The following is a 25,108-nucleotide window of genomic DNA, read 5'->3' as shown; positions in this document are numbered from 1 at the left end:
AACAGTGGGCGCCTGCCCGTCGGTGTGACCGGGGTCGCGCCGGCGACGGGGCGCTCAGGCCGAACCCATGTGATCGAGGCGCCGCAGGATGACTCCCTCCCTGAGCGCCCACGGGCACACCTCCAGGTTCTCCACCTCGAAGAGGTCCATCGCGGCCTCCGCCACCAGGGCACCCGCCACCAGCTGGCCCGACCGGCCCTCCGACACTCCCGGCAGTGCGGAGCGCTGGGCCGTGGTCATGGCGCCCAGCCTGGGAACCCAGGCCTCCAGGGAGTCCCGTTTGAGTTCGCGCTGGACATAGAGACCGTCGGCGGAGCGGGCCGCGCCGGCGATGCGGGCCAGCTGCTTGAAGGTCTTGGACGTGGCGACCACGTGGTCGGGGGCGCCGAAGCGGCTGAACTCGCCGACCGTACGGGCGATCTCGGCGCGTACATGGCGACGCAGCGCCCGTATGTCCTCGGCGGACGGCGGGTCGCCTGGGAGCCATCCCGCGGTGAGCCGGCCGGCGCCGAGCGGCAGCGAGACGGCCGTGTCCGGCTCCTCGTCGATGCCGTACGCGATCTCCAGAGAGCCGCCCCCGATGTCCAGGACCAGCAGCTTTCCGGCGGACCAGCCGAACCAGCGGCGGACCGCGAGGAAGGTCAGCCGGGCCTCCTCGGCGCCGCTGAGGACCTGGAGCTCGACACCGGTGTCGGCCTTCACACGCGCGAGGACGTCGTCGGCGTTGCTTGCCTCACGCACGGCGGAGGTGGCGAACGGCACCAGGTCCTCGACGCCCTTGTCCTCCGCGGCCTGGAGGGCGTCCTTGACGACACCGACCAGTTTCTCGACGCCGTCGGGGCCGATCGCGCCGTTGCCGTCGAGGAGTTGGGCGAGGCGCAACTCCGCCTTGTGCGAGTGCGCCGGCAGCGGGCGCGCGCCGGGGTGCGCATCCACCACCAGCAGATGCACCGTGTTGGATCCCACGTCGAGGACACCGAGTCTCATGTACGGAACTGTACGGAACACTGCTGACGGCGGGCCCTGAGCGGTCCCCGGAGCCGCCCTCGGCGACTTACCCTGGACGCGTGCCAAAGACGAAGAAGACGAAGGACCACAAGGCCGCCACATCAGCCGAAGGTTCTTCGCGCGTGAAGCCGCCCAAGCAGCCGAAGGCGGCGACGCTGTCGAAGAAGGCTCTGGCTGCGGACGAGAAGGGCCTCGACTTCGCACGCGCATGGGTGGAATTCCCGGATCCGGCGGACGACGAGCAGGTGTTCCGCTGTGATCTGACATGGCTGACCTCCCGCTGGAACTGCATCTTCGGCAGCGGCTGCCAGGGCATCCAGGCGGGCCGCGCGGACGACGGCTGCTGCACGCTGGGCGCGCACTTCTCCGACGAGGACGACGAGAAGCGGGTCGCGGAGCATGTGGCGCGGCTCACGCCGGACATCTGGCAGCACCACGCCGAGGGCACCGAGCACGGCTGGATCTCGGAGGACGAGGAGGGCTCCCGTCAGACCCGCCCCTTCAACGGCTCGTGCATCTTCCAGAACCGGCCGGGTTTCGCGGGCGGCGCGGGCTGCTCGCTGCACATCCTGGCGCTGCGGGAGGGCCGCGAGCCGCTGGAGACCAAGCCGGACGTCTGCTGGCAGCTCCCGATCCGGCGCACGTACGACTGGATCGACCGCCCCGACGACACGCGCGTCCTGCAGATCTCGATCGGCGAGTACGACCGCAGGGGCTGGGGCCCGGGCGGCCACGACCTGCACTGGTGGTGCACCTCGGCGACCTCCGCACACGGCGCGGGCGACCCGGTGTACATCTCCTACCGGCCCGAACTGACCGAACTGATGGGCAAGGCCGGCTACGACCGCCTGGTGGAACTGTGTGAGGAGCGCCTCGCCTCCCAGCTGCCGCTGCTGGCACCGCATCCGGCGGACCCTCACAACTGACGCGCACGGCAGCGCCCCTCAGGGGCGCGGGGCTGTAGGTGCTTTGCGGCTTCCGCCGCGTGGGCGCGACCAGCCACAACGCGGCCGCATCCGCAGGGCGGGTACCGCCCGGCTCGGCACCGCCGAACTCCACCGTCGTGGCCGAGCACCGTCGCGGCGGAAAGAGGAGACCGGCGGCAGGAATGGCTGACGGAAACGCGCGACCGGCAGGCGGAAGAACTGCCAGCAGCAAGAGACCGGCAGACGAACGCGACCGGTAGACCCACGAGACCCGCGGCAGGAAGAGGCCTGCGGGCGGGACAGACCGGTGAGCGCGACAGACCGGGAGCGGGGAGACCGGCAGGCGGGACAGACCGGTGAGCGGGGAGGCGTCCGCGGAACAAGGTCGGCCGGTGACGGGGCTCACGGGGGCGGTGGTGGGCCCTCGCTGCCGGGGTCTGTCGGCGAAGGTGACCCCGTCGGGCTCGCGGTATCCGATTCGGTGGGCGTGGGCGTGGGCGACGTCGGCGGGTCGCTGGCCGGCGGTGTCGGCTCGGTGGACGCCGAGTCGGTCGCTGTCGGCGTCGGTCTCCCCGCAGGGGGTGGTTTCGGTCCCCGGCGGGACGGCGGAGCCGTCCCGTACCCGCCGATCGACACCACCGCCCCCGCCGGCGCCACCGCCACCCGTGCGCTCCAGTGTCCGGCCGGTTCCCGCAGATGATCGACATACACCTTGATCGTGACCGACTCTCCCGGCCGCAACGTCCCCGTCGGCCGGGAGAAGTACAGCCAGCTCGCCGGGGTGGTCACCGACCACCGCACCGCCGCGTCCCCGGACGCCGCGAGCGTGATCAGCGTCGTGTCGCCGTCGTTCGCGGCCGTCACCGCGAGGTGTCCCGCGCCGACCGCCTTCCGGTCGGCTCCGCTCACGCTGATCACCTCCACCGACACGTCGGCCTTGCCGTCCTTGCCGACGCGCGGTCCGGGTCTGGTCCCGGCGTTGCCGGCGTTCTCGTAACCCCCGGGTGTGTCGCCGCCGAGCGCGTCGGGGCCGGCGGCCTCCCGCGCGCTCGCGGCGGACGTCCCGTCGCGGCCCTCCCCCGCCGGCGAGCCCCGGTATGCCGCCCACAGGGCCAGCACCGGCGCCGCCACCACCGTGGCGACGACGGTCGTCGTGACGGCACGCGCGCGTAGCCGGTCGCGGCGGGCCGCGTGGTCCTTGGGGTCCATCGGGAAGCCGCGCCGGTCGAAGCGCGGGGCGGCGGCACCACGCGCGCGTGGCTGGTGCGCCATGGCCATGTGCAGGGCCGCGCGGGGCGCCTCCAGGACAGGCAGCTCGGCGGGCGTGGTCATCGCGCCGGGCCACCGGCCGGGAGCCGCGCGCTCGGCGGTACGGCGGCAGCGCGGGCAGTCGTCGACGTGCCGGACCAGTTCCCGGCGCAGGGCGCTGCTGAGCACCAGCTGGCTGTCGCCGGTGAGGTGGGACACGCTCGGGCAGCCGCCGGTCTCGACGACGGCGAGGGCCGCGCGGGTGCGTTCGACCTCGCAGGCGGCGGAGGCGAGCAGTTCCCGGGCGCCGGCCAGGTCCATGCCGAGGACGGCGGCGACCTCGTGGGCGGCGAGGTGGTGGCGGACGGCGAGTTCGAGCGCCTCGCGCTGCTCGGGGGTGGTGCCGGCGGCCTCGGGCCAGGCGAGCTGGGCGAGTTCGTGGCGCCGCTGCTCCTGGATGTCGGCGGGGACCACGGGGTCGGGGGCGGTGTGCCGGCCTGCCGCGTGGGTGGCCTGACGTTTCTGCTTGGCCTGGGCCAGGCCGCGCAGACAGGCCCAGCGGGCCAGCGCGTACAGCCAGGCCCTGCGGTCCCCGGCGGCCTCCGGGACGCGCTGGCCGCGCCGCTCGGCGAGGGCGAGGACGTCCCCGAGCGCGGCGGTGGCCGCGTCGTGGTCGCACAGCACCGAGAGGCAGTAGGTGAACAGCCCGTCCAGGTACGGTTCGTAGCGAGCCGGCGGTCGCTGCGCCAGCGCACGCGCCGCCGCTCGATCACGCGCCACGCGCGCCTCCCGGTGTGCCCGGTGCGCGCCGGTCGTTCGGGCCGAGGTCTCCGCACTGCTGCTCATCACCCGTGCGACCGTAGGCGGCCCTGTATGGCCCCTTCCTGAGGCTTGAGCACTTTTAATCCGTACGGGTGAAACGATCCCTCAATAGGGGACAGGAACCTGTTCTTCCGTGGCTCGTTCCCGTCTCCGGGTGGCCGGGACCGGTCCACCCACACCTGTCACACAGGCCACCGTCGACCCACTGTCAGTGGCGGCGGCTACGGTTTCCGCATGGCTGCCCGTACCAAGACCTCGAAGGACCGTCCGTCCTACCGCTGCACCGAGTGCGGCTGGCAGACGGCCAAGTGGCTCGGCCGGTGCGCCGAGTGCCAGGCGTGGGGGACGATCGAGGAGTACGGCACGCCCGCCGTCCGGACGACGGCACCCGGCCGTGTCACCACCTCCGCGGTGCCCATCGGCCAGGTCGACGGCCGTCAGGCCACCGCCCGCACCACCGGCGTGCCCGAGCTGGACCGGGTCCTCGGCGGTGGCCTGGTCCCCGGCGCGGTGGTGCTGCTCGCCGGCGAGCCCGGCGTCGGCAAGTCCACCCTCCTCCTCGACGTGGCGGCCAAGTCGGCCAGTGACGAGCACCGCACGCTCTATGTCACCGGCGAGGAGTCGGCGAGCCAGGTCCGGCTGCGCGCCGACCGCATCGGCGCCATCGACGACCACCTCTACCTCGCCGCCGAGACCGATCTGGCCGCCGTCCTCGGCCACCTGGACGCGGTGAAGCCGTCGCTGCTGATCCTGGACTCCGTGCAGACGGTCGCCTCCCCCGAGATCGACGGCGCCCCCGGCGGCATGGCCCAGGTCCGCGAGGTGGCCGGGGCGCTCATCCGCGCGTCCAAGGATCGGGGCATGTCCACCCTCCTCGTGGGCCATGTCACCAAGGACGGCACGATCGCCGGCCCCCGCCTGCTGGAACACCTGGTGGACGTCGTCCTCCACTTCGAGGGCGACCGGCACGCGCGCCTGCGCCTGGTCCGGGGCGTCAAGAACCGCTACGGCGCCACCGACGAGGTCGGCTGCTTCGAACTGCACGACGAGGGCATCACGGGGCTCGCCGACCCGAGCGGGCTCTTCCTGACCCGACGTGCCGAGCCGGTCCCGGGCACCTGCCTGACCGTCACCCTGGAGGGCCGCCGCCCCCTGGTCGCCGAGGTGCAGGCGCTGACGGTCGACTCCCAGATCCCCTCGCCGCGCCGCACCACGTCCGGCCTGGAGACCTCCCGGGTCTCGATGATGCTGGCCGTCCTGGAGCAGCGGGGCCGGATCAGCGCGCTCGGCAAGCGGGACATCTACTCGGCGACCGTCGGCGGCGTGAAGCTCTCCGAGCCCGCGGCCGACCTGGCCATCGCCCTCGCCCTGGCCTCCGCCGCCAGCGACACCCCGCTCCCGAAGAACCTGGTCGCCATCGGTGAGGTCGGCCTCGCGGGCGAGGTCAGACGGGTCACCGGGGTCCAGCGCAGGCTCGCGGAGGCGCACCGGCTCGGCTTCACGCACGCGCTCGTACCGGGCGATCCCGGCAAGGTCCCGGCGGGCATGAAGGTCCTCGAAGTCGCCGACATGGGGGACGCGCTGCGGGTGCTGCCGCGCTCCCGTCGCCGAGAGGCCCCACGGGAGGCGGAGGAGCGCCGGTAGACTTTGCCCTGGTCTCGCCCGTCCGTACGAACCGAGTGCGGGGACGGCAGCGCCTCAGAACCTGCGACCGGAGGAGTGCAGTGGCAGCCAACGACCGGGCAGGAGCTCCCGGGAAGTCCGGTGGGAGTGCCGGTTCCGATGGCCTGATGCGCGCCTCGCTGAGCGCCGTGGCTCCGGGCACGTCCATGCGGGACGGCCTGGAGCGGGTCCTCCGCGGCAACACCGGCGGGCTCATCGTCCTCGGCTTCGACAAGACGGTCGAGGCGATGTGCACGGGCGGTTTCGTGCTGGATGTCGAGTTCACGGCGACGCGGCTGCGGGAGCTGTGCAAACTCGACGGCGGCATCGTGATCTCCTCCGACCTGTCGAAGATCCTGCGGGCGGGCGTGCAGTTCGTGCCCGACGCGACGATCCCCACGGAGGAGACGGGCACCCGCCACCGCACGGCGGACCGCGTCTCCAAGCAGGTCGGGTTCCCGGTGGTCTCGGTCTCCCAGTCGATGCGGCTGATCGCGCTGTACGTCGACGGTCAGCGCCGCGTCCTGGAGGACTCGGCGGCGATCCTCTCCCGCGCGAACCAGGCGCTGGCGACGCTGGAGCGGTACAAGCTCCGCCTGGACGAGGTCGCGGGAACGTTGTCGGCGCTGGAGATCGAGGACCTGGTGACGGTGCGTGACGTGTCGGCGGTCGCCCAGCGCCTGGAGATGGTCCGCCGGATCGCCACGGAGATCGCCGAGTACGTGGTCGAACTGGGCACCGACGGGCGGCTTCTCGCCCTCCAGCTGGACGAGCTGATCGCCGGGGTCGAGCCGGAGCGCGAGCTCGCGGTCCGGGACTACGTGCCCGAGCCGACGGCGAAACGCTCCCGTACGGTCGACGAGGCGCTGTCCGAGCTGGACGCCCTCAGCCACGCGGAGCTGCTGGAACTGTCGACGGTGGCGCGGGCGTTGGGGTACACGGGGTCGCCTGAGGCGCTGGACTCCGCGGTGTCGCCGCGCGGGTTCCGGCTGCTGGCGAAGGTGCCGAGGCTGCCGGGGGCGATCATCGACCGGCTGGTGGAGCACTTCGGGGGCCTGCAGAAGCTGCTCGCCGCGAGCGTCGATGACCTCCAGACCGTGGACGGGGTCGGCGAGGCGCGGGCACGCAGTGTGCGCGAGGGTCTGTCGCGGCTGGCCGAGTCTTCGATTCTTGAGCGGTATGTCTGATTTCGCCTAGTAGCTCGGGTTGCCACGTTGTACGGCGGCTGCGGGCGAGTGGGGGCCGATCGCGCAGTTCCCCGCGCCCCTTACGGGGCGCTGCCCAGCCGTGCCTCATCTAGCGGCGGGCAGTCGTGCCGCTGGGCGGCACGGGTGGGCGCTGGGGGTCCCCCCTCTGGGGGAGGCACCCTGCCGGCGCCGGGTGAGCGTCCCCACCCCCGCCCCGGCTAGTCCGCCGCCAGTACGAAAGACGCCTGGGCCTTGGTGTACCCCGGGGCCTCCGCCTCCAGCAGGTACGTGCCCGCCCCGGCCGAGCCCGCCGCAGGCGTCGCGCACTGGGGAGCGCTCGGCTTCCGGTCCCACTTCAGGGTGTATGTGATGCTGCTGCCGGCCGGCACCCGGTACCAGCGGCTGCCCGACACCTTCGGGCAGTCCGCCGACGACCAGTAGCTGTCGTCCGAACTGGCCTGCGTGATGGTCAACACCGCGGTCTTCGGCCCGAGGTCGATCTTGCAGTCGCTCGACGACGTGTTCTTCGCGGTGAGTTCGAAGGTCGGCGTCTGCTCCGGCGAGTACGAGTTGTGCAGGCTCTTCAGGCTCAACGCCACCGACCCGGCGGTGCAGTCGGGCAGCGTGGAGGACCCCGGCAGCGAGGCGACCGTACCGCCGGAACCCGACGTGACGTCGTCACCGCCCGAGCCGGACGAGGAACCCGAGGAGCCCGAGGAGCCCGCCGAACCGGCGGATCCGGACGACGAGTCACCGCCCGTCCCGCTCGAACTGCCGCCGGTGGAGCCGGAACCGGAGCTCGAACCCGAACCGCCGCCGCTCGACTCGTCCCGGCCGCCCGGTGCCTGGCTGATCGCCGGCCCGCTCTCGGAGGGCCCCGGCGTGATGGTGGACACGGGATTCTTGCCGTCCGACCCGCCGTCGTTCTTCTTGCCGCCTCCGCCGTTCGACGTCACGATCCACGCGATCAGCAGCGCCAGGACGACGAGCGCCGACAGCATGAGGACCCTCCGTCGCCAGTAGATGGAGGAGGGAAGCGGCCCGACCGGATTGCGCAGAGATCCCACGGCGCAAACTGTACGAGAGATCCGTGCAGTTCCTCGCCCCACCCGCCGCCCAAACCTCAACTTTTCCTGATCATCATTCCGGTAACTCCCGTCGGCCCGGCCCCCCTTCGTCGCGGGGGCGTCAACCCCGGCCTCGCCGCGAACCACGTCCACCCGAGCCGCCGCCGGACGTGGCAGGATCGGAAGGGCCATGACTGAGAAGCTCCACACCCCCGTGATCGCCTGGTTCGACGCCCATGCCCGTGACCTCCCCTGGCGCCGCCCGGAGGCGGGCCCGTGGGGGGTGATGGTCAGCGAGTTCATGCTGCAGCAGACCCCGGTGAGCCGGGTGCAGCCCGTCTACGAGCAGTGGCTGGCCCGCTGGCCACGCCCCGCCGACCTCGCCGCCGAGGCGCCCGGCGAGGCGGTCCGCGCCTGGGGCCGGCTCGGCTACCCGCGCCGCGCCCTGCGGCTGCACGGCGCCGCCGTCGCCATAACGGAACGGCACGACGGCGACGTACCGACGGATCACGCGCAGCTGCTCGCGCTGCCGGGTATCGGTGAGTACACCGCCGCGGCCGTCGCCTCGTTCGCGTACGGGCAGCGCCACGCCGTGCTCGACACCAATGTGCGGCGGGTGTTCGCGCGGGCCGTGAGCGGCGTGCGGTACCCGCCGAACGCCACCACCGCCGCCGAGCGCAAACTCGCCCGCGAGCTGCTGCCGGCGGACGAGAAGACCGCCGCCCGCTGGGCCGCCGCCTCCATGGAGCTGGGCGCGCTGGTGTGCACGGCGAAGAACGAGACGTGCCAGCGGTGTCCGATCGCGGGGGAGTGCGCCTGGCGGCTGGCCGGCAAGCCGGAGCACGAGGGACCGCCCCGGCGGGGGCAGACGTACGCCGGTACCGACCGCCAGGTGCGCGGCAAGCTGCTCGCCGTCCTGCGCGAGGCGCACGCCCCGGTGCCGCAGACGGCGCTCGACCGGGTGTGGCACGAGCCGGTGCAGCGGGCCCGCGCGCTGGACGGGCTGGTCTCGGACGGGCTGGTGGAGCCGCTCGCGGGCGGCCTGTACCGGCTTCCGCTGGGCTGAATCCACCGCGGACGCACAGCCGCATCACAGTGCCAGGGGCTCTGTTACGGACCCGACCGCGCGTCAAATCGCCGCACAACCAGGCATAAGCGTGTGCCTGCTTACCCCGCGCCTACTTCCGTTACACAACCGACGGACAGCCGATTGCTACCCGCAGGCTGCTCCGCACAGCCCCGTGACAACGGGTCCGTAGCTTCGTTTCTGTGCCCGCCACGACCGCGGGACGGCAGTAACTCAGGCACAGGGCCGGGGAAAACGGGGATCGGGAGGCGGTTGATCATGGCGCAGGGCGAGGTGCTCGAATTCGAGGAGTACGTCCGCACCCGGCAGGACGCGCTGCTGCGCAGCGCCCGCCGGCTGGTCCCGGACCCGACCGACGCCCAGGACCTGCTGCAGACCGCGCTGGTACGGACGTACGGCCGCTGGGAGGGCATCGCCGACAAGAAGCTCGCGGACGCCTACCTGCGCCGGGTCATGATCAACACGCGGACCGAGTGGTGGCGGGCCCGGAAGCTGGAGGAGGTCCCCACCGAGCAGCTGCCCGACGCCTGTGTGGAGGACTCCACCGAGCAGCACGCGGACCGCGCTCTCCTTATGGACATCATGAAGGTTCTGGCTCCGAAACAGCGCAGTGTCGTGGTGCTGCGACACTGGGAGCAGATGTCCACGGAGGAGACGGCCGCCGCCCTCGGCATGTCGGCCGGAACGGTCAAGAGCACGCTGCACCGGGCGCTCGCCCGGCTCCGCGAGGAGCTGGAGTCACGCGACCTCGACGCACGCGCGCTGGAGCGTGAGGAGCGGGAGCGTTGCGCGGCCTGACCGGCACGGGGCCCAGCAGGGGCCCGGCGAGTGCACAGGCGGTGATCACGGCGACGGCCGTGCTCGCCGCCCTCGCCCTTTTCGCCGCGGCCTGCGGCACCGGCGGCACCGGAGCCCGGGACGAGGGCCCGGCGCACGCAGACTCGGTCGGGAACGCCCCGGCCGCCAAGGCCCCCTCGCCCAACCCGTCCCAGACCTACGAGAAGGTCGACGCGGTCGCCCTGGTGAAGGCCGACCCGGTGGTCTCGGCCACGGTGAAGCGGGACCTCAAGCCGTGCTCGGGCGACGAGTACCCCGTCGACGTGACGTACGGCGATCTGACCGGGGGCCCGGCCGAGGACATCGTCGTCAACGTGCTGACCTGCGGGGACGCGGTCGGGGTCGGGGCGTACGTGTACCGCAGGGAGAGCGGCGCGTACAAGAATGTCTTCAAGGCCGAGGAGTCCCCGGTCTACGCGGAGATAGACCGGGGCGACCTGAGCGTGACCAAGCAGGTGTACGAGAAGGGCGACCCGGTGTCGAGTCCGTCGGGTGAGAACGTGATCACCTACAGCTGGACCGCGGGACGCTTCGTCCAGGAGGACTTCCACCACACCGACTACGGCAACGCGGCCGGCAGCGGCGACGCCACGCCGGAGCCCTCCGTCGCCAACTGAACCCACCCCACCGACCACCGAGAGAGCCGGGATGGCAGACCAGACCCACGTCCTGTTCGTCGAGGACGACGACGTCATCCGCGAGGCCACCCAGCTCGCCCTGGAGCGGGACGGCTTCGCGGTGACCGCCATGCCCGACGGCGTGTCGGGACTGGAGGCCTTCCGCGCGGACCGGCCCGACATCGCCCTGCTGGACGTGATGGTCCCGGGCCTGGACGGGGTGAGCCTGTGCCGGCGCATCCGTGACGAGTCGACCGTCCCGGTGATCATGCTTTCGGCGCGCGCCGACTCGATCGACGTGGTGCTGGGCCTGGAGGCGGGCGCCGACGACTACGTCACCAAGCCGTTCGACGGCGCCGTGCTGGTCGCCAGGATCCGGGCTGTGCTGCGCCGCTTCGGGCACGCGAGCGGCGGCGAAAAGCCGCACGGGGACACGGCGGAGGTGACCGGCTCCATGCTCACCTTCGGCGAACTGGAGATCGACACCGAGGGCATGGAGGTGCGCCGGTCCGGGCAGCCGGTCGCGCTCACCCCTACCGAGATGCGGCTGCTGCTTGAGTTCTCCTCGGCGCCGGGGACCGTGCTCTCCCGCGACAAGCTGCTCGAACGCGTCTGGGACTACGGCTGGGGCGGGGACACCCGGGTCGTCGACGTCCATGTGCAGCGGCTGCGCACCAAGATCGGCCAGGACCGGATCGAGACGGTCCGCGGTTTCGGCTACAAGTTGAAGGCCTGAGCGAGGCGGTCATGCGGGGGTTCTTCGTCAGGTACCGGAGTCCGGGACTGCGCACCGGGCTGAGATGGAAGCTGAGCGCGGCGATCGCGCTGGTCGGCGCACTGGTCGCGATCGCGCTGAGCCTGGTGGTGCACAACGCCGCCCGGGTCTCGATGCTGGACAACGCGCGCGACCTGGCCAACGAGCGGCTGCAGATCGCGCAGCGCAACTACGAGCTGTACGGGAGGGCGAACTTCCCCGACGTCAAGGTCGACGACCCCCGGCTGCCGCCGGCCCTGCGCGAGCGGGTCGACGCGGGCCGCCGGGCGACCGACGTCATCGACCACGGCACCGGCGCGCCGGACATCTGGGCGGCGGTGCAGGCCAAGGACGGGCGGGTGCTGTCCCTGCACAGCACCTTCGCGAACCGCAGCAGCGATGTCCTGAAGGACCTGGACCAGGCCCTCGTCATCGGCTCCATCGCGGTCGTCCTCGGTGGCAGCGCTCTCGGGGTGCTGATCGGCGGGCAGCTCTCGCGGCGGCTGCGCAAGGCGGCGGCCGCGGCCAACCAGGTCGCCCAGGGCGAGCCGAACGTACGGGTGCGGGAGGCGATCGGCGGGGTCGTACGGGACGAGACCGACGACCTGGCGCGGGCGGTGGACGCCATGGCGGACGCGTTGCAGCAGCGCCTTGAGGCCGAACGGCGGGTGACGGCGGACATCGCGCACGAGCTGCGTACGCCGGTGACCGGCCTGCTCACGGCGGCCGAGCTGCTGCCGCCCGGCCGGCCGACCGAGCTGGTCCTCGACCGGGCGAAGGCGATGCGCACCCTCGTCGAGGACGTGCTGGAGGTCGCCCGTCTCGACAGTGCCTCGGAGCGGGCCGAGCTGCAGGACATCATGCTGGGCGAGTTCGTCGCCCGGCGGGTGGCCGCGAAGGACCCGCGGATCGAGGTGCGGGTGGTGCACGAGTCGGAGGTCACCACGGATCCGCGCCGGCTGGAACGGGTGCTGTTCAACCTGCTCGCCAACGCGGCCCGGCACGGCAGGCCGCCGATCGAGGTGACCGTCGAGGGCCGGGTCATCCGGGTCCGCGACCACGGTCCCGGCTTCCCGGAGGAACTCCTCGCCGAGGGTCCCAGCCGCTTCCGCACCGGCAGCGCGGACCGGGCCGGCCAGGGCCACGGTCTGGGCCTGACCATCGCGGCGGGCCAGGCACGTGTCCTGGGCGCCCGCCTGACCTTCCGCAACGTCCGCGCGGCGGGCGCGCCCGAGCACATCCCGGCGGAGGGCGCGGTGGCCGTCCTCTGGCTCCCGGAGCATGCCCCGACGGCCACCGGCAGCTATCCGATGCTGCCGGGCCCGGCCCAGGCGGGCAGCCGCTGAGCTGCTCTGCGGTGGGCGCCCAGGCGGGCAGCCGCTGAGCTGCTCTGCGGTGGGCGCCCCGTCAGGGGCGCGGGGCTGTACGCGATGTGCGGCTATCGCCGCGTGGGCGCGACAAGCCCCACCGGCCCGCAGATCACCATGCCACCCAGCCCTGCCGTCCGAGACCCCGCCGGGCACGAACCGGTGAGCCACTCTCCGGTGGGCCTTCGGGTCAACGGTGAGGTCGGCGCCGCGGAGCATCTCCTCCGCCCGCTCGATCCTGCGGTGCGTCAGTTACTGGCCGGGGGTCTCGCCGTACGCCTCCTTGAAGGCGCGCAGGAAGTGACACCGCGGGTAGCAGTCGTGCGCGGCGACCGCGTCGAGGTCCAGGGCCGGGTCGGCCCGGTCCAGTCCCGGTCCATGGCGTCCCTGGCGAGGCGTGGCTGCCGCAGTCTGCCCACGCCGACGATCTTCGGCCCGAAACGCCGAAGCGGGAGCTCCGGGAGCGGTACTCCCCAGAACTCCCGCACGGTGCTCAGCCGGCCTCGGCGACCTTGCTCACCCGGCCCCGGCCACCACGGCCTCGCTCAGACGGCCTCGACCACCGGCATCGGCGCCGCCTCGTCGGACTCGCCCGTCTTCTGCGGACCGCCCCGCAGCGGGACCTCCTTCACGAAGACCGCCGCCGCCAGCACCAGCACGGCGATCACGGCGCCGAGCAGGAAGGCGGAGTGGGTACCGGCCGACACCGCGTGCTGGTACGCCTCGCGCGCCGCCACCGGCAGCTTCGCCAGGCTCTTCGCGTCCAGCTGCGCCGACTGCTCCGTGATCTTGGAGCCCAGCGAGCCGGCCCGCTCGGCCATGACGTCCTTGACCCGGTTGTTGAAGAGCGCGCCCATGATGGCGACACCGAAGGAGGAGCCGAGCGTACGGAACAGGGTGGTGGACGAGGACGCGACACCCATGTCCCGCATCTCCACGCTGTTCTGCGCGACCAGCATGGTGATCTGCATCAGGCAGCCCATGCCGAGGCCGACGACGGCCATGTACACCCCGGAGGTGAACCGGGTGGTGTCGGTGTCCATGGTGGACAGCAGGTACAGGCCGATGGAGAGCAGCACACCGCCCACGAGGGGGAAGATCTTGTAGCGGCCGGTGCTGGTGGTGACCCGCCCGGCGACCATCGAGGTCACCAGCATCGCGCCGAGCATCGGGAGCAGCAGCAGACCGGAGTTGGTCGCGGAGGCGCCCTGCACGGCCTGCTGGTACAGCGGCAGGAACAGGGTGGCGCCGAACATCACGAAGCCCACGATGAAGCCGATGATCGACATCAGGGTGAAGTTGCGGCTGCGGAAGATGTGCAGCGGCAGGACCGGCTCGGCGGCCTTGGTCTGCCAGAAGACGAAGCCGATCAGCGCGACGACGCCGATGCCGATCAGTTCCATGATCCGCGCGGACGTCCAGGCGTACTCGGAGCCGCCCCAGGTGGTGACCAGCACGATCGAGGTGATGCCGAGGGTCAGCAGAGCGGCACCCAGGTAGTCGATGCGCGTCTTGTTCCGCTTCTTCGGCAGGTGCAGTACGGCACTGATGGCGGCCAGCGCGACCACGCCGAGCGGCAGGTTGATGTAGAAGGCCCAGCGCCAGCCCCAGTTGTCGGTGATGGTGCCGCCGACCAGCGGGCCGCCGATCATGGCGAGCGCCATCACGCCGGCCATCATGCCCTGGTACTTGCCGCGCTCGCGGGGCGGCACCAGGTCACCGATGATCGCCATGACGCCGACCATCAGACCGCCGGCGCCGAGGCCCTGGACGGCCCGGAACCCGATCAGCTGGCCCATGTCCTGGGCCATGCCGCTGAGCGCGGAGCCGATCAGGAAGATGACTATGGAGGTCATGAAGGCGCCCTTGCGCCCGTACATGTCACCGAGCTTGCCCCAGAGCGGGGTGGCCGCCGCGGTCGCGAGGGTGTACGCGGTCACGACCCACGACAGATGCTCCAGACCGCCCAGCTCGCCCACGATCGTCGGCATCGCCGTGCCCACGATCATGTTGTCGAGCATCGCGAGCATCATCGCGACCATGAGCGCGAGCATCACGACCCGTACGCTCTTCGGCTCTTTCTCCGGCTTTTCCTCCGGCTGCCCGGCCGCTTCCGGTGTCTTCGGAGTCTCCTGGCCGGTCTCGGCCGCCTGGGTGTCCGCCATCTCTCCCACTCCCCCTGGCGACAGGTACTTACTTGCCGCCCGGCTAGTTCACTACACTGGAAGTTAGACCCGTCACTAGCCGGGCGTCAAGTAAGTTTACTAGCCGGGCGGCAAGCAAGTTTTCGCGGGGATACGAGGAGTCAGAGGATGAGCGTCACCATGGACGGCACCAAGCAGCAGCGCCGCGGAAACACCCGCCAGCGCATCCAGGACGTCGCGCTCGAACTCTTCGCCGAGCAGGGCTACGAGAAGACCTCCCTGCGGGAGATCGCCGAGCGCCTCGACGTGACCAAGGCGGCCCTGTACTACCACTTCAAGACCAAGGAAGAGATCCTGGTCAGCGTCTTCGAGGACCTGACGCGGCCGATCCAGGACCTGATCGAGTGGGGCAAGGGCCAGCCGCACACCCTGGAGACCAAGCAGGAGATCGTACGGCGCTACCACCAGGCGCTGACCGAGGCCGAGCCCCTGTTCCGGTTCATGCAGGAGAACCAGGCGACGGTCCGGGAGCTGCGGATCGGCGACACCTTCAAGGACCGGATGCGCGGCCTGCGGAACATCATCATCGACCCGGACGCGGCCCTGACCGACCAGATCCGCTGCATCAGCGCGCTCTTCACCCTGCACGCCGGCATGTTCGTCATGCAGGACGTCGAAGGCGACCCCCGGGAGAAGCGCGAGGCCGTCCTGGAGGTCGCCGTGGACCTGGTCACCCAGGCCCACCGGGGCTCACACCCGGCCTAGGACGCGCCGCGACGAACGACCGGACGGCTCCCCGTCCGAAGCCCGGAGCGAGACGCCGGCCCAGCCCGCCGGACACACCTCGGACACCGGCCCGCCTCGCGCCGTCAGACGATGACGCCCTTGGCGCGCAGGAAGGTGACGGGGTCGACCGCGGAGCCGTAGTTCGGGGTCGTGCGGATCTCGAAGTGCAGGTGGGGTCCGGTGGAGTTGCCGGTGCTGCCGGACAGGCCGATGTGCTGACCGGTCCTGACGATCTGCCCGGGCCTGACGTCGACGCGGGAGAGATGCGCGTACTGCGAGTACTGGCCGTTCCCGTGCCTGACGACGATGGCGTTGCCGTACGCGGGACCGTCACCGGCGCCGTTGCCGCCGGCCTTGGCGACGGTGCCGCCGTGCGCGGCGACGACCTCGGTGCCGCTCGGCACCGCGAAGTCCTGCCCGCTGTGCTTGGCGCTCCACAGGCCCCCGGCCTGGGCGAAGCTCGCGGAGAGCGTGTACTTCTTCACCGGGTCGACCCAGGCGGCGGCACCGGAGGTGGCGGCCGACGCGACCCCCGACCCCGCCACGGCCGCGACTCCGACGCCGGCGGCCAGAACGGCGGCCCGCTTGCGGAGCGAGGACGGACGGGGGGCACGGAGAGCAGCGCGCAGGGACATCGGAACCTCATGAAGTAGACAGCAGGGACCCCTCCGCGGCACCGGCCCACAGGGGCGGCCGCCGAACGGGCCGTCCCTTGGTAACCCGGAGCCCGGAAACCGCTCAAGCCACCCGTCTACGACATCTCATAGTATCCATCGCCAGAATTGACCATTTCTTGACAGAAGACGCCTGACCAGGCAATCCCGCCCCGACGTCGCTCCCTGGTCGTAACGTCCAGGCAAAAATCCCCGTCGTTCCGGACGGGCGGATCCACTACCCGCGCTAGTAACGGACATTTCACCCGTGCGGTATGTCACCCGCGGAGCGCGCCGTCCGCCCGGATCCAGAGGAAATCCGGCGCACACCCCTAGCCTCCTACCCGCCGGTAACCCTACGGTTCCCCTCGCGCCATCTGCCCCACTCACCATGCCCCTGACATAGCAAGAGTGACGTGAGAGGACACCCCGCCCCGATGACCAGAGGCACCTGGACCCGCCGCATGTCCGTCACCGCCGTATCCGTGGCCGCGCTCGCCGGACTGGCCGCGCCGGCCCAGGCCGCGACGGAGAGCAGCTCCACCACGGTCGACTACGCCACCTGGCAGCAGGACTGCCAGTCCGTGATGGACCAGGCCCTGCCCTACCTGAAGCAGCGCATCGCCGCCGCCGAGCCGGGCGAGAAGCAGGCGATCGTCTTCGACATCGACAACACCACGCTGGAGACCGACTTCGGCTTCAGCTACCCCCAGCCGGCCAACAAGCCGGTCCTGAACGTCGCCGAGTACGCCCAGCAGCACGGCGTCTCCCTGTTCTTCGTCACCGCGCGCCCGGGCATCATCTACCTGCCCACCGAGTACAACCTCGAACACGACGGCTACCAGGTCTCCGGTCTCTACGTCCGCGGCTTCCTCGACCTCTTCAAGGACGTCGCCACCTACAAGACCGCCCAGCGCGTCGACATCGAGAACAAGGGCTACGACATCATCGCGAACATCGGCAACAGCGCCTCCGACCTCTCGGGCGGCCACGCCGACAGGACGTTCAAGCTGCCGGACTACGACGGCCAGTTGTCGTAACACGCCGATAGGCTCCATCCGCTGGCGGAACTCACGGGGGTGGCGGATGGAGCCGACGGTACTGGGCGGAAAGCTGGCGTCGAGCCTGATGGGCCCGCTCCTGAAGAAGCTGTTCGTGGCGGACGGGCCTGGCGCGGGCCTGGTGGACAGGCCGGTGCGGCTCAAGAGCCTGGTGTCCTTCCGCGGCGAGAAACGCGCGCTGGTCGAGAAGGACGTCCACAAGCTCGCCGAGCACCTGGTCCGGCAGGCGTTCGAGTCGCCCGGTGAGCCGCCGTTCCGGGCCAGGGAACAGCTCGCGGTCGCCGACGCACTGGCCCGCAGACTGCTCGCCCTCGGCGATCTCGACATGGACGACGTCCAGGCCGTACGGCTGGGCCACCGCGCGCTGGCCGCGAAACTGGGGCACGCGGCACCCGCGCCCGACGGCCTCTCCTCCGACGCCTGCTACTTCCTCGACTCCGCGACGGAGTGGGCCTGCCTCCAGATCCTGGAGTTCTTCACCCGCCGCTCCACCTTCGTAGCCCGCACCCTCGTGGAACAGACCCGGGCGCAGACCGAACTCATGGCCAGGATCGATGAGCTGCTCGCCCGCTCGCCGCGCCCCGACAGCCGCGACACCGCCTTCGAACGCCGCTACCGCTCCTACGTCACCGACCGCCACAACCACATCACCATCTACGGCATCGACCTGCGCGACTCCCCCGACCGCTGGCCGCTCGAAGTGGCCTATCTGAGCCTGGAAGCGACCGTCGCCGAGGACCGCGCCCTCCCCGGGGACGGCCCCGGTCCGGCCCCCGTCACCCTCCAGCTCCCCGCCGACGAAGCCCTCCTCGCCCACGACCGCGTCCTGCTGCGCGGCGACGCGGGCTCGGGCAAGACGACGCTGGTCCAGTGGCTGGCGGTGACGGCGGGCCGCGAGGGCGCGCACATCCCGTACGTCCTTCCGCTGCGCACCTTGATCCGTGGTGCCAGTGCCTTTCCCGCGCCCGCCACCTTCCTGACCGCGGTCGACTGTCCGCTGTCCGCCCCGGAGGGCTGGGCGGAACGCGTCCTGTCGGCGGGCCGCGGCCTGATCCTCGTCGACGGTCTGGACGAGATCCCCGACGCCGACCGCAACCGCGCCCGTGACTGGCTCCGCTCTCTCATCCACGCCTTCCCGGGCAACCGCTGGCTCCTGACCTCCCGCCCCACTGCGGTCCGCTCCGACTGGCTCGCCCCGGAGGGCTTCGGTGAACTGACCCTCGCCCCCATGCGCCGGACGGACGTGGCGACCTTCGTCCAACGCTGGCACACGGCGGCCCAAGCCCCGGAGTTCGAGGGCCCCCTCCTCGACTCCCTGCGCACCAAACGCGACCTGGCCCGCCTCGCCACCAACCCCCTGATGTGCGGCCTGATCTGCGCCCTGCACCGGGAGCGGCGCGGTTATCTTCCCACTGGCCGCAAGGAGTTGTACGACGCCGCCCTGGCGATGCTGCTCGCCCGCCGGGACCGGGAGCGGGGCATGGCAGTGGTGGACGAGGTGGAACTGGGGGAGGACGCACAGTTGGAACTGCTGCAGCGCCTCGCCTATGCGCTGGTGCTGAGCGGCCGTACGGAGATGGACGTGGAGACCGCCGAGGCGATCGTGGACCGCTGCCTGCCGTCCGTCGCGCTGCCGCGAGGGCAGTGGAACGCGTCGGCCGTTCTCCGCACTCTGCTCCTGCGCAGCGGCCTGATCCGCCAACCTGCCGTCGGCGTGCTGGACTTCGTCCACCGGACCTTCCAGGACTACCTGGGCGCCCGGTACGCGGTGGAGGAGGGCCACCTGGACGTCCTCGCCGGCCACGCGGACGACACCCAGTGGGAGGACGTGATCCGCATGGCGGTGGCCCATGCGCGTCCTCGGGAGCGGGCCTGGCTGCTACGGCAGTTGCTGGCCGGGGAGAAGCCGCGGCTCACCCTGCTGGCACTGGCCTGTCTGGAGCACGCGACGGCACTGGACCCGGAGGTGCGGGCGGAGGCGGAGTCACGGGCCGCGGCGCTGATCCCACCCCGTACAAAGGAGGACGCGAAACTCCTGGCGGAGGCCGGCCCCCTGGTGCTGGAGCTGCTACCGGGACCGGAGGACCTGAGTGACGAGGAGGCTCTGGCGGTCACGGTGACGGCATCGGTACTGGGCGCGGAGGAGCCGACGGGGGCACTGGGGGTGCTGCGACGGTTCCGGGACCATCAGGACCTGGATGTCCGGCGGCAACTGGCGGGCACCTGGAGCCGGTTCGACGTCGACGAGTACGCGCTGGAGGTACTGGACCATCTGCAGCGGACGGACCTCTTCCTCCGCGGCGATTCCGCCGGGGAGCTGAGGGCACTGGCACGCATGCGGCCCTGGCCCGCGCTCTCCTTCGCCGGCGCACACCCGGTGGAGAGCATCCTTGCCGCGATGCCCGCACCCGGCCTGGTGACGTCGCTCAATCTGTCGGACAACCCTCACCTCACCGATCTGGGGGTGCTGTCGCCCCTCGGATCGCTCGGGAGCCTGTGGATCGACGAGTGCCCGGCAGCCACCGGCCTGGAGCGACTCACCGATCTGCCGCTCGAACTGCTCGGTTGCAACGGCGTCGCCGACCTGACGGGGATGCGGTACCTGCGGTCCCTGACCCGCATCACCCTGAGCCAAGAGCTGCCGGGCGCCGATCTCACGGAGACCCTGCCGTCGGAGGCGGCCCTGGAGTTCCTCTTCCTCGGCGCGCACACCACGGAGAGCACGGGACTGCGCGGGCTGCAGCACTGGACCACCTTGCACACACTCAGCCTGGGACCGCTGACCAAGGAGCTGACAGACGCCGACTGGCGGGCGGTCACCGAACTGCCGGAACTCACCCACCTGTATCTGAACGCGAGGATCATCCAGGACCTCCCGCACTCCATCGAGTTGATGCCCGAGCTGCCGGGTGTGGAGGAGCTGCGGATCGCGTCCATGCAGGGCGCCGAAGACCTCGCTCCGCTGGTACCCCGGCTTCCGGGGCTCCGTTCGGTGATCCTGACCAATCGGCCGGGGCACACCTTCCCGGTCTCACGCTTCGCGGGCCTCTTCCCCGGCGTGGAAACAAGCCTCGAACCGCGCTGACGGACGAGCTGACAGGCGAAAGGGGCCGGCGCTTCGAAAAGCACCGGCCCCTGTCATCGGCTCACCCGCGAAGGGCTACGCCTCCTTGCTCAGGTTCGGCCCCGCTCCGCCGGCCGCCTGCTCGATCGGCGGGACGTCGGGGAGGGCCGACTTCTCCTCGCCGCGGAAGGTGAAGGTCGCGGTGTCGCCCTCGCCCTCCGTGTCGACGACCACGATGTGACCGGGACGCAGCTCGCCGAAGAGGATCTTCTCCGAGAGCGTGTCCTCGATCTCGCGCTGGATCGTGCGACGCAGCGGCCGCGCGCCCAGCACCGGGTCGTAGCCCTTCTTGGACAGCAGCTCCTTGGCGGACTGGGAGAGCTCGATGCCCATGTCCCGGTCCTTGAGGCGCTCGTCCACCTTGCCGACCATGAGGTCGACGATCCGCAGGATGTCCTCCTGCGTGAGCTGCGGGAAGACGACCACGTCGTCGACGCGGTTGAGGAACTCGGGCCGGAAGTGCTGCTTGAGCTCGTCCTGGACCTTGTTCTTCATGCGCTCGTAGTTGGTCTTCGTGTCACCCGAGGCCGCGAAGCCCAGGTTGAAGCCCTTGGAGATGTCCCGGGTGCCGAGGTTGGTCGTCATGATGATGACCGTGTTCTTGAAGTCCACGACCCGGCCCTGGGAGTCGGTCAGACGACCGTCCTCCAGGATCTGCAGCAGGCTGTTGAAGATGTCCGGGTGAGCCTTCTCCACCTCGTCGAAGAGGACGACGGAGAACGGCTTGCGGCGGACCTTCTCGGTCAGCTGGCCGCCCTCTTCGTAGCCCACGTAGCCGGGGGGCGAACCGAAGAGACGCGACACCGTGTGCTTCTCGCTGAACTCCGACATGTCGAGGGAGATCAGCGCGTCCTCGTCACCGAAGAGGAACTCGGCCAGGGCCTTGGACAGCTCGGTCTTACCGACACCGGACGGGCCGGCGAAGATGAACGAGCCACCGGGGCGCTTCGGGTCCTTCAGACCGGCACGCGTACGGCGGATCGCCTTCGACAGCGCCTTGACGGCGTCGACCTGGCCGATGACCCGCTTGTGGAGCTCGTCCTCCATGCGGAGCAGGCGGGACGACTCCTCCTCGGTGAGCTTGAAGACCGGGATGCCGGTGGCCGTGGCGAGGACCTCGGCGATCAGCTCGCCGTCGACCTCGGCGACGACGTCCATGTCGCCGGCCTTCCACTCCTTCTCCCGCTTGGCCTTGGCGGCCAGGAGCTGCTTCTCCTTGTCGCGCAGGGAGGCGGCCTTCTCGAAGTCCTGCGAGTCGATCGCGGACTCCTTGTCCCGGCGGACGGCGGCGATCTTCTCGTCGAACTCGCGGAGGTCCGGCGGCGCGGTCATCCGGCGGATACGCATCCGGGAACCGGCCTCGTCGATCAGGTCGATCGCCTTGTCCGGCAGGAAGCGGTCCGAGATGTAGCGGTCGGCCAGGGTGGCCGCCTGGACCAGTGCCTCGTCCGTGATGGAGACCCGGTGGTGGGCCTCGTACCGGTCACGCAGACCCTTGAGGATCTCGATCGTGTGCGGCAGGGACGGCTCGGCGACCTGGATGGGCTGGAAGCGGCGCTCCAGGGCCGCGTCCTTCTCCAGGTGCTTGCGGTACTCGTCCAGGGTGGTGGCACCGATGGTCTGCAGCTCACCGCGGGCCAGCATCGGCTTCAGGATCGAAGCGGCGTCGATGGCGCCCTCGGCGGCACCCGCACCGACCAGCGTGTGCAGCTCGTCGATGAACAGGATGATGTCGCCGCGGGTGCGGATCTCCTTGAGCACCTTCTTCAGGCGCTCCTCGAAGTCACCGCGGTAGCGGGAGCCGGCGACCAGGGCGCCGAGGTCCAGGGTGTAGAGGTGCTTGTCCTTGAGGGTCTCGGGCACCTCGCCCTTGACGATGGCCTGGGCGAGGCCCTCGACGACGGCGGTCTTGCCGACGCCGGGCTCACCGATCAGGACCGGGTTGTTCTTGGTACGGCGGGACAGCACCTGCATGACCCGCTCGATCTCCTTCTCGCGCCCGATGACCGGGTCGAGCTTGGACTCACGAGCGGCCTGGGTGAGGTTCCGGCCGAACTGGTCGAGGACCAGGGACGTCGAGGGGGTGCCCTCGGCAGGGCCGCCGGCGGTGGCGGTCTCCTTGCCCTGGTAGCCGGAGAGCAGCTGGATGACCTGCTGCCGCACCCGGTTGAGATCGGCGCCCAGCTTGACCAGGACCTGGGCGGCGACGCCCTCGCCCTCACGGATCAGGCCGAGCAGGATGTGCTCCGTGCCGATGTAGTTGTGGCCCAGCTGAAGGGCCTCGCGGAGCGACAGCTCCAGGACCTTCTTGGCACGGGGGGTGAAGGGGATGTGCCCGGACGGGGCCTGCTGGCCCTGGCCGATGATCTCCTCGACCTGCTGACGGACCGCCTCAAGCGAAATGCCGAGGCTCTCCAGGGCCTTTGCGGCGACACCCTCACCCTCGTGGATCAGGCCCAGGAGGATGTGCTCGGTGCCGATGTAGTTGTGGTTGAGCATCCGGGCTTCTTCCTGAGCCAGGACGACAACCCGCCGCGCGCGGTCGGTGAACCTCTCGAACATCGTTAATCGCTCCTCAGAGCGGTCAGGCAGTGGGGGGAACTTCCCCTCCCTGTCCTTCCGCAGCTTAGTCCCGCAAGCGGGGACCGCTCATTCCAACTGCCGACACCGTCGATGGCCTCCTGACCCCGAACGCCGACATCTGCTCCAACCCGATGGTGCGAGACGATGTTCCCGCAGGCCAGACAGTTACCCCTTCCGTCAGTACGCCGATGGCGAACGTGAGACGGCCTCGCCTGCGTGTCGCCCCCTCCCACTAGGGATGTCTTACCCGCAGCGACGGACAGTCCATGCCGTGGCCCCCCGGTCCCTCCGCTATGGGCGAACAACCTTGCGTCTCTCCGGACCTCTACACGCTCGCTTTTCCGGCACTCTGCGCGGTCGCACGCACACCCAGCGTAACCCGGGCGGTCTCGGGAAGGTTGACCAGGCATGGCTGGCACAGCGCCTCTGGCCGCTTCCACGGTCCCTCACCCCCGTCGTCCGTTCCAGTCGGGCGCCCCGCAGCCTGGCCGGCTGCGGCACTGGTACGAGAACGATCTGGGATGGGCAACGGTGCCCGTGGCGCCCGGAGAGCCGTTGCGGCTGGTCACGGGCGTGCGTTTCGACGTGCTGGAGGTGCCGGCGCGGGCGGGGCTGCGGGCGCTCAGGCACCTGGCGCCGGGCTCTCCGGTGGCTGTCCAGGGCGGCCGGATGCGGCTGCTGGTGGCCGCGGGCGGCGCGGAGGAGCTGCCGGGGCTGCTCGACTGGCTGGAGTGGGGCGCGGCGGCCCTGGATCTCGATCTGCGGGCGCTGGGCGCCGGAGGCGCGATGGACGCGCCTGCCCGGCCCGGGCCGGGCAGGCCCGTGCAGGGGGCCGCCGCCTGGTTGCGGCCCCCCGAGTCCGGGTGCGAGGTCGAGGCCTCGCTGCCGACGCTGTCGGCCATGGGGGGCGTCGGAGGCGCCCCCGATCTCGTACGGCTGGTGAACACGGTGGCCACGGAGTGCCACCGCATCCGGCTGCGGCGCGCGGAGCACGGGCCGCAAAACAGTCAGGCGTTGGCGTCCTCGTAGGCCTGGCGAATCGTCGCGGGAACACGGCCGCGGTCGTTGACCTCGTAACCGTTCTCCTTGGCCCACGCGCGAATCTGCGCGGTGTCCTGGCTGCCGCCGGCAGCCGCACGGGCCTTTCCACGTCCGCCCGAAGCACGGCCACCGGTACGCCGGCCGCCCTTGACATAGGGGTCGAGAAGGCCGCGCAGCTTGTCCGCATTGGCGGTCGTGAGATCAATCTCGTACGTCTTGCCGTCCAACGCGAACGTCACGGTCTCGTCCGCCTCGCCGCCGTCGAGGTCGTCGACAAGAAGGACCTGAACCTTCTGTGCCACCGGATTTCCTTTCATCGAAAACTTCAGGGCCGGGGGTCTGCGGCGTCCGCCGTTTCGCCGCCCCCCCTGTTATATGCAGTACTGCAGTACGTCGGAAAGCAAACCGCTTTTGCGGGAAAAACACAAACCCCTGGGAGAGACCGAGGGGCCCGCCCCCGCCCGGAAACATGCGCGTTTCGGACATAGGGCACCCGGGCAAGGCGGGTTGCCCGGAATAGCGGGCCGATCCCCGCCCATCTCTGCCCCGATGTCCCTTGTCGAGCCTTGTCCGCCCCGATCCCTCTTGACGATCACAGATGCAGAAGCATCCGGCTGTTGCCCAAGGTGTTCGGTTTCACTCGTTCGAGTCCGAGGAACTCCGCGACGCCCTCGTCATAGGAACGCAGCAGCTCCGCGTAGACATCGGTGTCGACGGGGGTCTCGCCGATCTCCACGAAGCCGTGCTTCCCGAAGAACTCGACTTCGAAGGTCAGACAGAAAACGCGGCGAACACCGAGCCAACGCGCGGTCTCCAGCAACTTCTCCAGCAACTGATGACCGACGCCGGCGCCCTTGAGGCTCCGGTTCACCGCGAGAGTGCGTACTTCCGCGAGGTCTTCCCACATCACGTGCAGTGCGCCACAGCCGACCACCTCGGCGTTGTCGTCGCGTTCGGCGACCCAGAACTCCTGGATGTCCTCGTAAAGCGTCACCGTGGCTTTGTCGAGCAGGATGCGGTCGCGAACGTACGCGTCGAGGAGGCGGCGCACGGCCGGGACATCGCCGGTGCGGGCCCGCCGGACGGTGATGGCTTTTGCGGTGACTTCGGGGCGCATCGCTGACATGAGCGGAC

Annotated in this window: 20 protein-coding genes and 1 pseudogene; 12 read left to right on the top strand and 9 right to left on the bottom strand. The window is 70.8% G+C overall.

The window, feature by feature from the left end; all coding sequences use genetic code 11:
- Window positions 1-54: 54 nt before the first annotated feature.
- Window positions 55-987, bottom strand: a complete 933-nt coding sequence (locus OHB00_RS29110; protein WP_406438997.1) for a Ppx/GppA family phosphatase — start codon at window positions 985-987, stop codon at window positions 55-57.
- A gap of 143 nt (window positions 988-1,130) precedes the next feature.
- On the opposite strand from OHB00_RS29110, the gene OHB00_RS29105 reads away from it, so the two are divergent.
- Window positions 1,131-1,934 (top strand): hypothetical protein, encoded by an 804-nt coding sequence (locus OHB00_RS29105; RefSeq protein WP_406446024.1) that lies wholly within the window; start codon window positions 1,131-1,133, stop codon window positions 1,932-1,934.
- A gap of 402 nt (window positions 1,935-2,336) precedes the next feature.
- Here OHB00_RS29105 and OHB00_RS29100 read toward each other — a convergent pair whose 3' ends face one another.
- A complete protein-coding gene (locus OHB00_RS29100) occupies window positions 2,337-4,031 on the bottom strand; it encodes a BACON domain-containing protein (protein ID WP_406438995.1) in 1,695 nt (564 codons plus the stop codon).
- Window positions 4,032-4,238: 207 nt separating this feature from the next.
- Here OHB00_RS29100 and radA point away from each other — a divergent pair, with 207 nt between their 5' ends.
- A complete protein-coding gene (gene radA, locus OHB00_RS29095; protein ID WP_406438993.1) occupies window positions 4,239-5,648 on the top strand; it encodes a DNA repair protein RadA in 1,410 nt (469 codons plus the stop codon).
- 80 nt (window positions 5,649-5,728) lie between these two features.
- A complete protein-coding gene (disA, locus tag OHB00_RS29090) occupies window positions 5,729-6,853 on the top strand; it encodes a DNA integrity scanning diadenylate cyclase DisA (RefSeq protein ID WP_406438991.1) in 1,125 nt (374 codons plus the stop codon).
- A 218-nt stretch (window positions 6,854-7,071) separates the two neighbouring features.
- Here the strand turns inward: disA and OHB00_RS29085 are convergent, their stop codons facing one another.
- Window positions 7,072-7,920 carry a hypothetical protein gene (locus OHB00_RS29085; RefSeq protein ID WP_406438989.1) on the bottom strand — a complete coding sequence of 283 codons (849 nt, stop codon included), beginning with the start codon at window positions 7,918-7,920 and terminating at the stop codon, window positions 7,072-7,074.
- A gap of 190 nt (window positions 7,921-8,110) precedes the next feature.
- Between OHB00_RS29085 and OHB00_RS29080 the strand changes: the two genes are divergently transcribed.
- The 5 genes from OHB00_RS29080 (at window position 8,111) to cseC (ending at window position 12,561) form a co-directional block, all read left to right on the top strand.
- The gene (locus OHB00_RS29080) at window positions 8,111-8,986 is read left to right on the top strand and encodes an A/G-specific adenine glycosylase (RefSeq protein ID WP_406438987.1); all 876 of its coding nucleotides are present in this window, start codon (window positions 8,111-8,113) and stop codon (window positions 8,984-8,986) included.
- Window positions 8,987-9,265: 279 nt separating this feature from the next.
- The gene (locus tag OHB00_RS29075) at window positions 9,266-9,805 is read left to right on the top strand and encodes a SigE family RNA polymerase sigma factor (RefSeq protein WP_406438985.1); all 540 of its coding nucleotides are present in this window, start codon (window positions 9,266-9,268) and stop codon (window positions 9,803-9,805) included.
- The gene (locus OHB00_RS29070) at window positions 9,793-10,461 is read left to right on the top strand and encodes a hypothetical protein (RefSeq protein ID WP_406438983.1); all 669 of its coding nucleotides are present in this window, start codon (window positions 9,793-9,795) and stop codon (window positions 10,459-10,461) included. The genes OHB00_RS29075 and OHB00_RS29070 overlap by 13 nt, the downstream gene beginning before the upstream one ends.
- A gap of 31 nt (window positions 10,462-10,492) precedes the next feature.
- Complete coding sequence (gene cseB, locus OHB00_RS29065) at window positions 10,493-11,197, top strand: two-component system response regulator CseB (protein ID WP_406438981.1); 705 nt, start codon at window positions 10,493-10,495, stop codon at window positions 11,195-11,197.
- An 11-nt stretch (window positions 11,198-11,208) separates the two neighbouring features.
- A complete protein-coding gene (gene cseC, locus OHB00_RS29060; RefSeq protein ID WP_406438979.1) occupies window positions 11,209-12,561 on the top strand; it encodes a two-component system sensor histidine kinase CseC in 1,353 nt (450 codons plus the stop codon).
- 198 nt (window positions 12,562-12,759) lie between these two features.
- On the opposite strand, the pseudogene OHB00_RS29055 reads toward cseC, so the two are convergent.
- Together OHB00_RS29055 and OHB00_RS29050 are read right to left on the bottom strand one after the other, a co-directional pair.
- Window positions 12,760-12,962, bottom strand: a pseudogene (locus OHB00_RS29055) (AraC family transcriptional regulator); the annotation flags it as partial.
- Between the two features lie 165 nt (window positions 12,963-13,127).
- Window positions 13,128-14,747, bottom strand: coding sequence for an MDR family MFS transporter (locus OHB00_RS29050; RefSeq protein ID WP_406438977.1), 1,620 nt, complete (start codon window positions 14,745-14,747; stop codon window positions 13,128-13,130).
- 147 nt (window positions 14,748-14,894) lie between these two features.
- Here OHB00_RS29050 and OHB00_RS29045 point away from each other — a divergent pair, with 147 nt between their 5' ends.
- Entirely contained in the window at window positions 14,895-15,491 is a 597-nt protein-coding gene (locus OHB00_RS29045) for a TetR/AcrR family transcriptional regulator (protein ID WP_406438975.1), read from the top strand.
- Window positions 15,492-15,595: 104 nt separating this feature from the next.
- Here OHB00_RS29045 and OHB00_RS29040 read toward each other — a convergent pair whose 3' ends face one another.
- Complete coding sequence (locus tag OHB00_RS29040; protein ID WP_406438973.1) at window positions 15,596-16,147, bottom strand: M23 family metallopeptidase; 552 nt, start codon at window positions 16,145-16,147, stop codon at window positions 15,596-15,598.
- A gap of 455 nt (window positions 16,148-16,602) precedes the next feature.
- On the opposite strand from OHB00_RS29040, the gene OHB00_RS29035 reads away from it, so the two are divergent.
- Window positions 16,603-17,205 carry an HAD family acid phosphatase gene (locus tag OHB00_RS29035; protein ID WP_406438971.1) on the top strand — a complete coding sequence of 201 codons (603 nt, stop codon included), beginning with the start codon at window positions 16,603-16,605 and terminating at the stop codon, window positions 17,203-17,205.
- A 46-nt stretch (window positions 17,206-17,251) separates the two neighbouring features.
- The gene (locus OHB00_RS29030) at window positions 17,252-20,311 is read left to right on the top strand and encodes an NACHT domain-containing protein (protein ID WP_406438969.1); all 3,060 of its coding nucleotides are present in this window, start codon (window positions 17,252-17,254) and stop codon (window positions 20,309-20,311) included.
- Window positions 20,312-20,386: 75 nt separating this feature from the next.
- Here the strand turns inward: OHB00_RS29030 and OHB00_RS29025 are convergent, their stop codons facing one another.
- On the bottom strand, window positions 20,387-22,912 hold the full coding sequence (locus OHB00_RS29025; protein WP_390972431.1) for an AAA family ATPase: 2,526 nt from the start codon (window positions 22,910-22,912) through the stop codon (window positions 20,387-20,389).
- Between the two features lie 429 nt (window positions 22,913-23,341).
- Between OHB00_RS29025 and OHB00_RS29020 the strand changes: the two genes are divergently transcribed.
- Window positions 23,342-23,962: an SCO3374 family protein gene (locus tag OHB00_RS29020; protein WP_406438966.1), complete on the top strand. Its 621-nt coding sequence runs from the start codon at window positions 23,342-23,344 to the stop codon at window positions 23,960-23,962.
- On the opposite strand, the gene OHB00_RS29015 is transcribed toward OHB00_RS29020, so the two are convergent.
- Together OHB00_RS29015 and OHB00_RS29010 are read right to left on the bottom strand one after the other, a co-directional pair.
- Window positions 23,941-24,276: an Lsr2 family protein gene (locus OHB00_RS29015; RefSeq protein ID WP_351317758.1), complete on the bottom strand. Its 336-nt coding sequence runs from the start codon at window positions 24,274-24,276 to the stop codon at window positions 23,941-23,943. The genes OHB00_RS29020 and OHB00_RS29015 overlap by 22 nt on opposite strands.
- A gap of 290 nt (window positions 24,277-24,566) precedes the next feature.
- On the bottom strand, window positions 24,567-25,100 hold the full coding sequence (locus OHB00_RS29010; RefSeq protein WP_406438964.1) for an amino-acid N-acetyltransferase: 534 nt from the start codon (window positions 25,098-25,100) through the stop codon (window positions 24,567-24,569).
- Between the last annotated feature and the right edge of the window lie 8 nt (window positions 25,101-25,108).

This window comes from Streptomyces sp. NBC_00631, from assembly GCF_045206895.1.
Taxonomy (GTDB): Bacteria; Actinomycetota; Actinomycetes; order Streptomycetales; family Streptomycetaceae; genus Streptomyces.
This window is presented reverse-complemented; position numbering and strand designations above follow the sequence as displayed.

Bases quoted from the DNA above. Each gene is read 5' to 3' on its own strand.
- OHB00_RS29110 (WP_406438997.1), bottom strand. From the start codon at position 987: ATGAGACTCGGTGTCCTCGACGTGGGATCCAACACGGTGCATCTGCTG.
- radA (WP_406438993.1), top strand. From the start codon at position 4,239: ATGGCTGCCCGTACCAAGACCTCGAAGGACCGTCCGTCCTACCGCTGC.
- OHB00_RS29080 (WP_406438987.1), top strand. From the start codon at position 8,111: ATGACTGAGAAGCTCCACACCCCCGTGATCGCCTGGTTCGACGCCCAT.
- OHB00_RS29075 (WP_406438985.1), top strand. From the start codon at position 9,266: ATGGCGCAGGGCGAGGTGCTCGAATTCGAGGAGTACGTCCGCACCCGG.
- cseB (WP_406438981.1), top strand. From the start codon at position 10,493: ATGGCAGACCAGACCCACGTCCTGTTCGTCGAGGACGACGACGTCATC.
- cseC (WP_406438979.1), top strand. From the start codon at position 11,209: ATGCGGGGGTTCTTCGTCAGGTACCGGAGTCCGGGACTGCGCACCGGG.
- OHB00_RS29050 (WP_406438977.1), bottom strand. From the start codon at position 14,747: ATGGCGGACACCCAGGCGGCCGAGACCGGCCAGGAGACTCCGAAGACA.
- OHB00_RS29045 (WP_406438975.1), top strand. From the start codon at position 14,895: ATGAGCGTCACCATGGACGGCACCAAGCAGCAGCGCCGCGGAAACACC.
- OHB00_RS29040 (WP_406438973.1), bottom strand. From the start codon at position 16,147: ATGTCCCTGCGCGCTGCTCTCCGTGCCCCCCGTCCGTCCTCGCTCCGC.
- OHB00_RS29035 (WP_406438971.1), top strand. From the start codon at position 16,603: ATGACCAGAGGCACCTGGACCCGCCGCATGTCCGTCACCGCCGTATCC.
- OHB00_RS29030 (WP_406438969.1), top strand. From the start codon at position 17,252: ATGGAGCCGACGGTACTGGGCGGAAAGCTGGCGTCGAGCCTGATGGGC.
- OHB00_RS29025 (WP_390972431.1), bottom strand. From the start codon at position 22,912: ATGTTCGAGAGGTTCACCGACCGCGCGCGGCGGGTTGTCGTCCTGGCT.
- OHB00_RS29020 (WP_406438966.1), top strand. From the start codon at position 23,342: ATGGCTGGCACAGCGCCTCTGGCCGCTTCCACGGTCCCTCACCCCCGT.
- OHB00_RS29010 (WP_406438964.1), bottom strand. From the start codon at position 25,100: ATGTCAGCGATGCGCCCCGAAGTCACCGCAAAAGCCATCACCGTCCGG.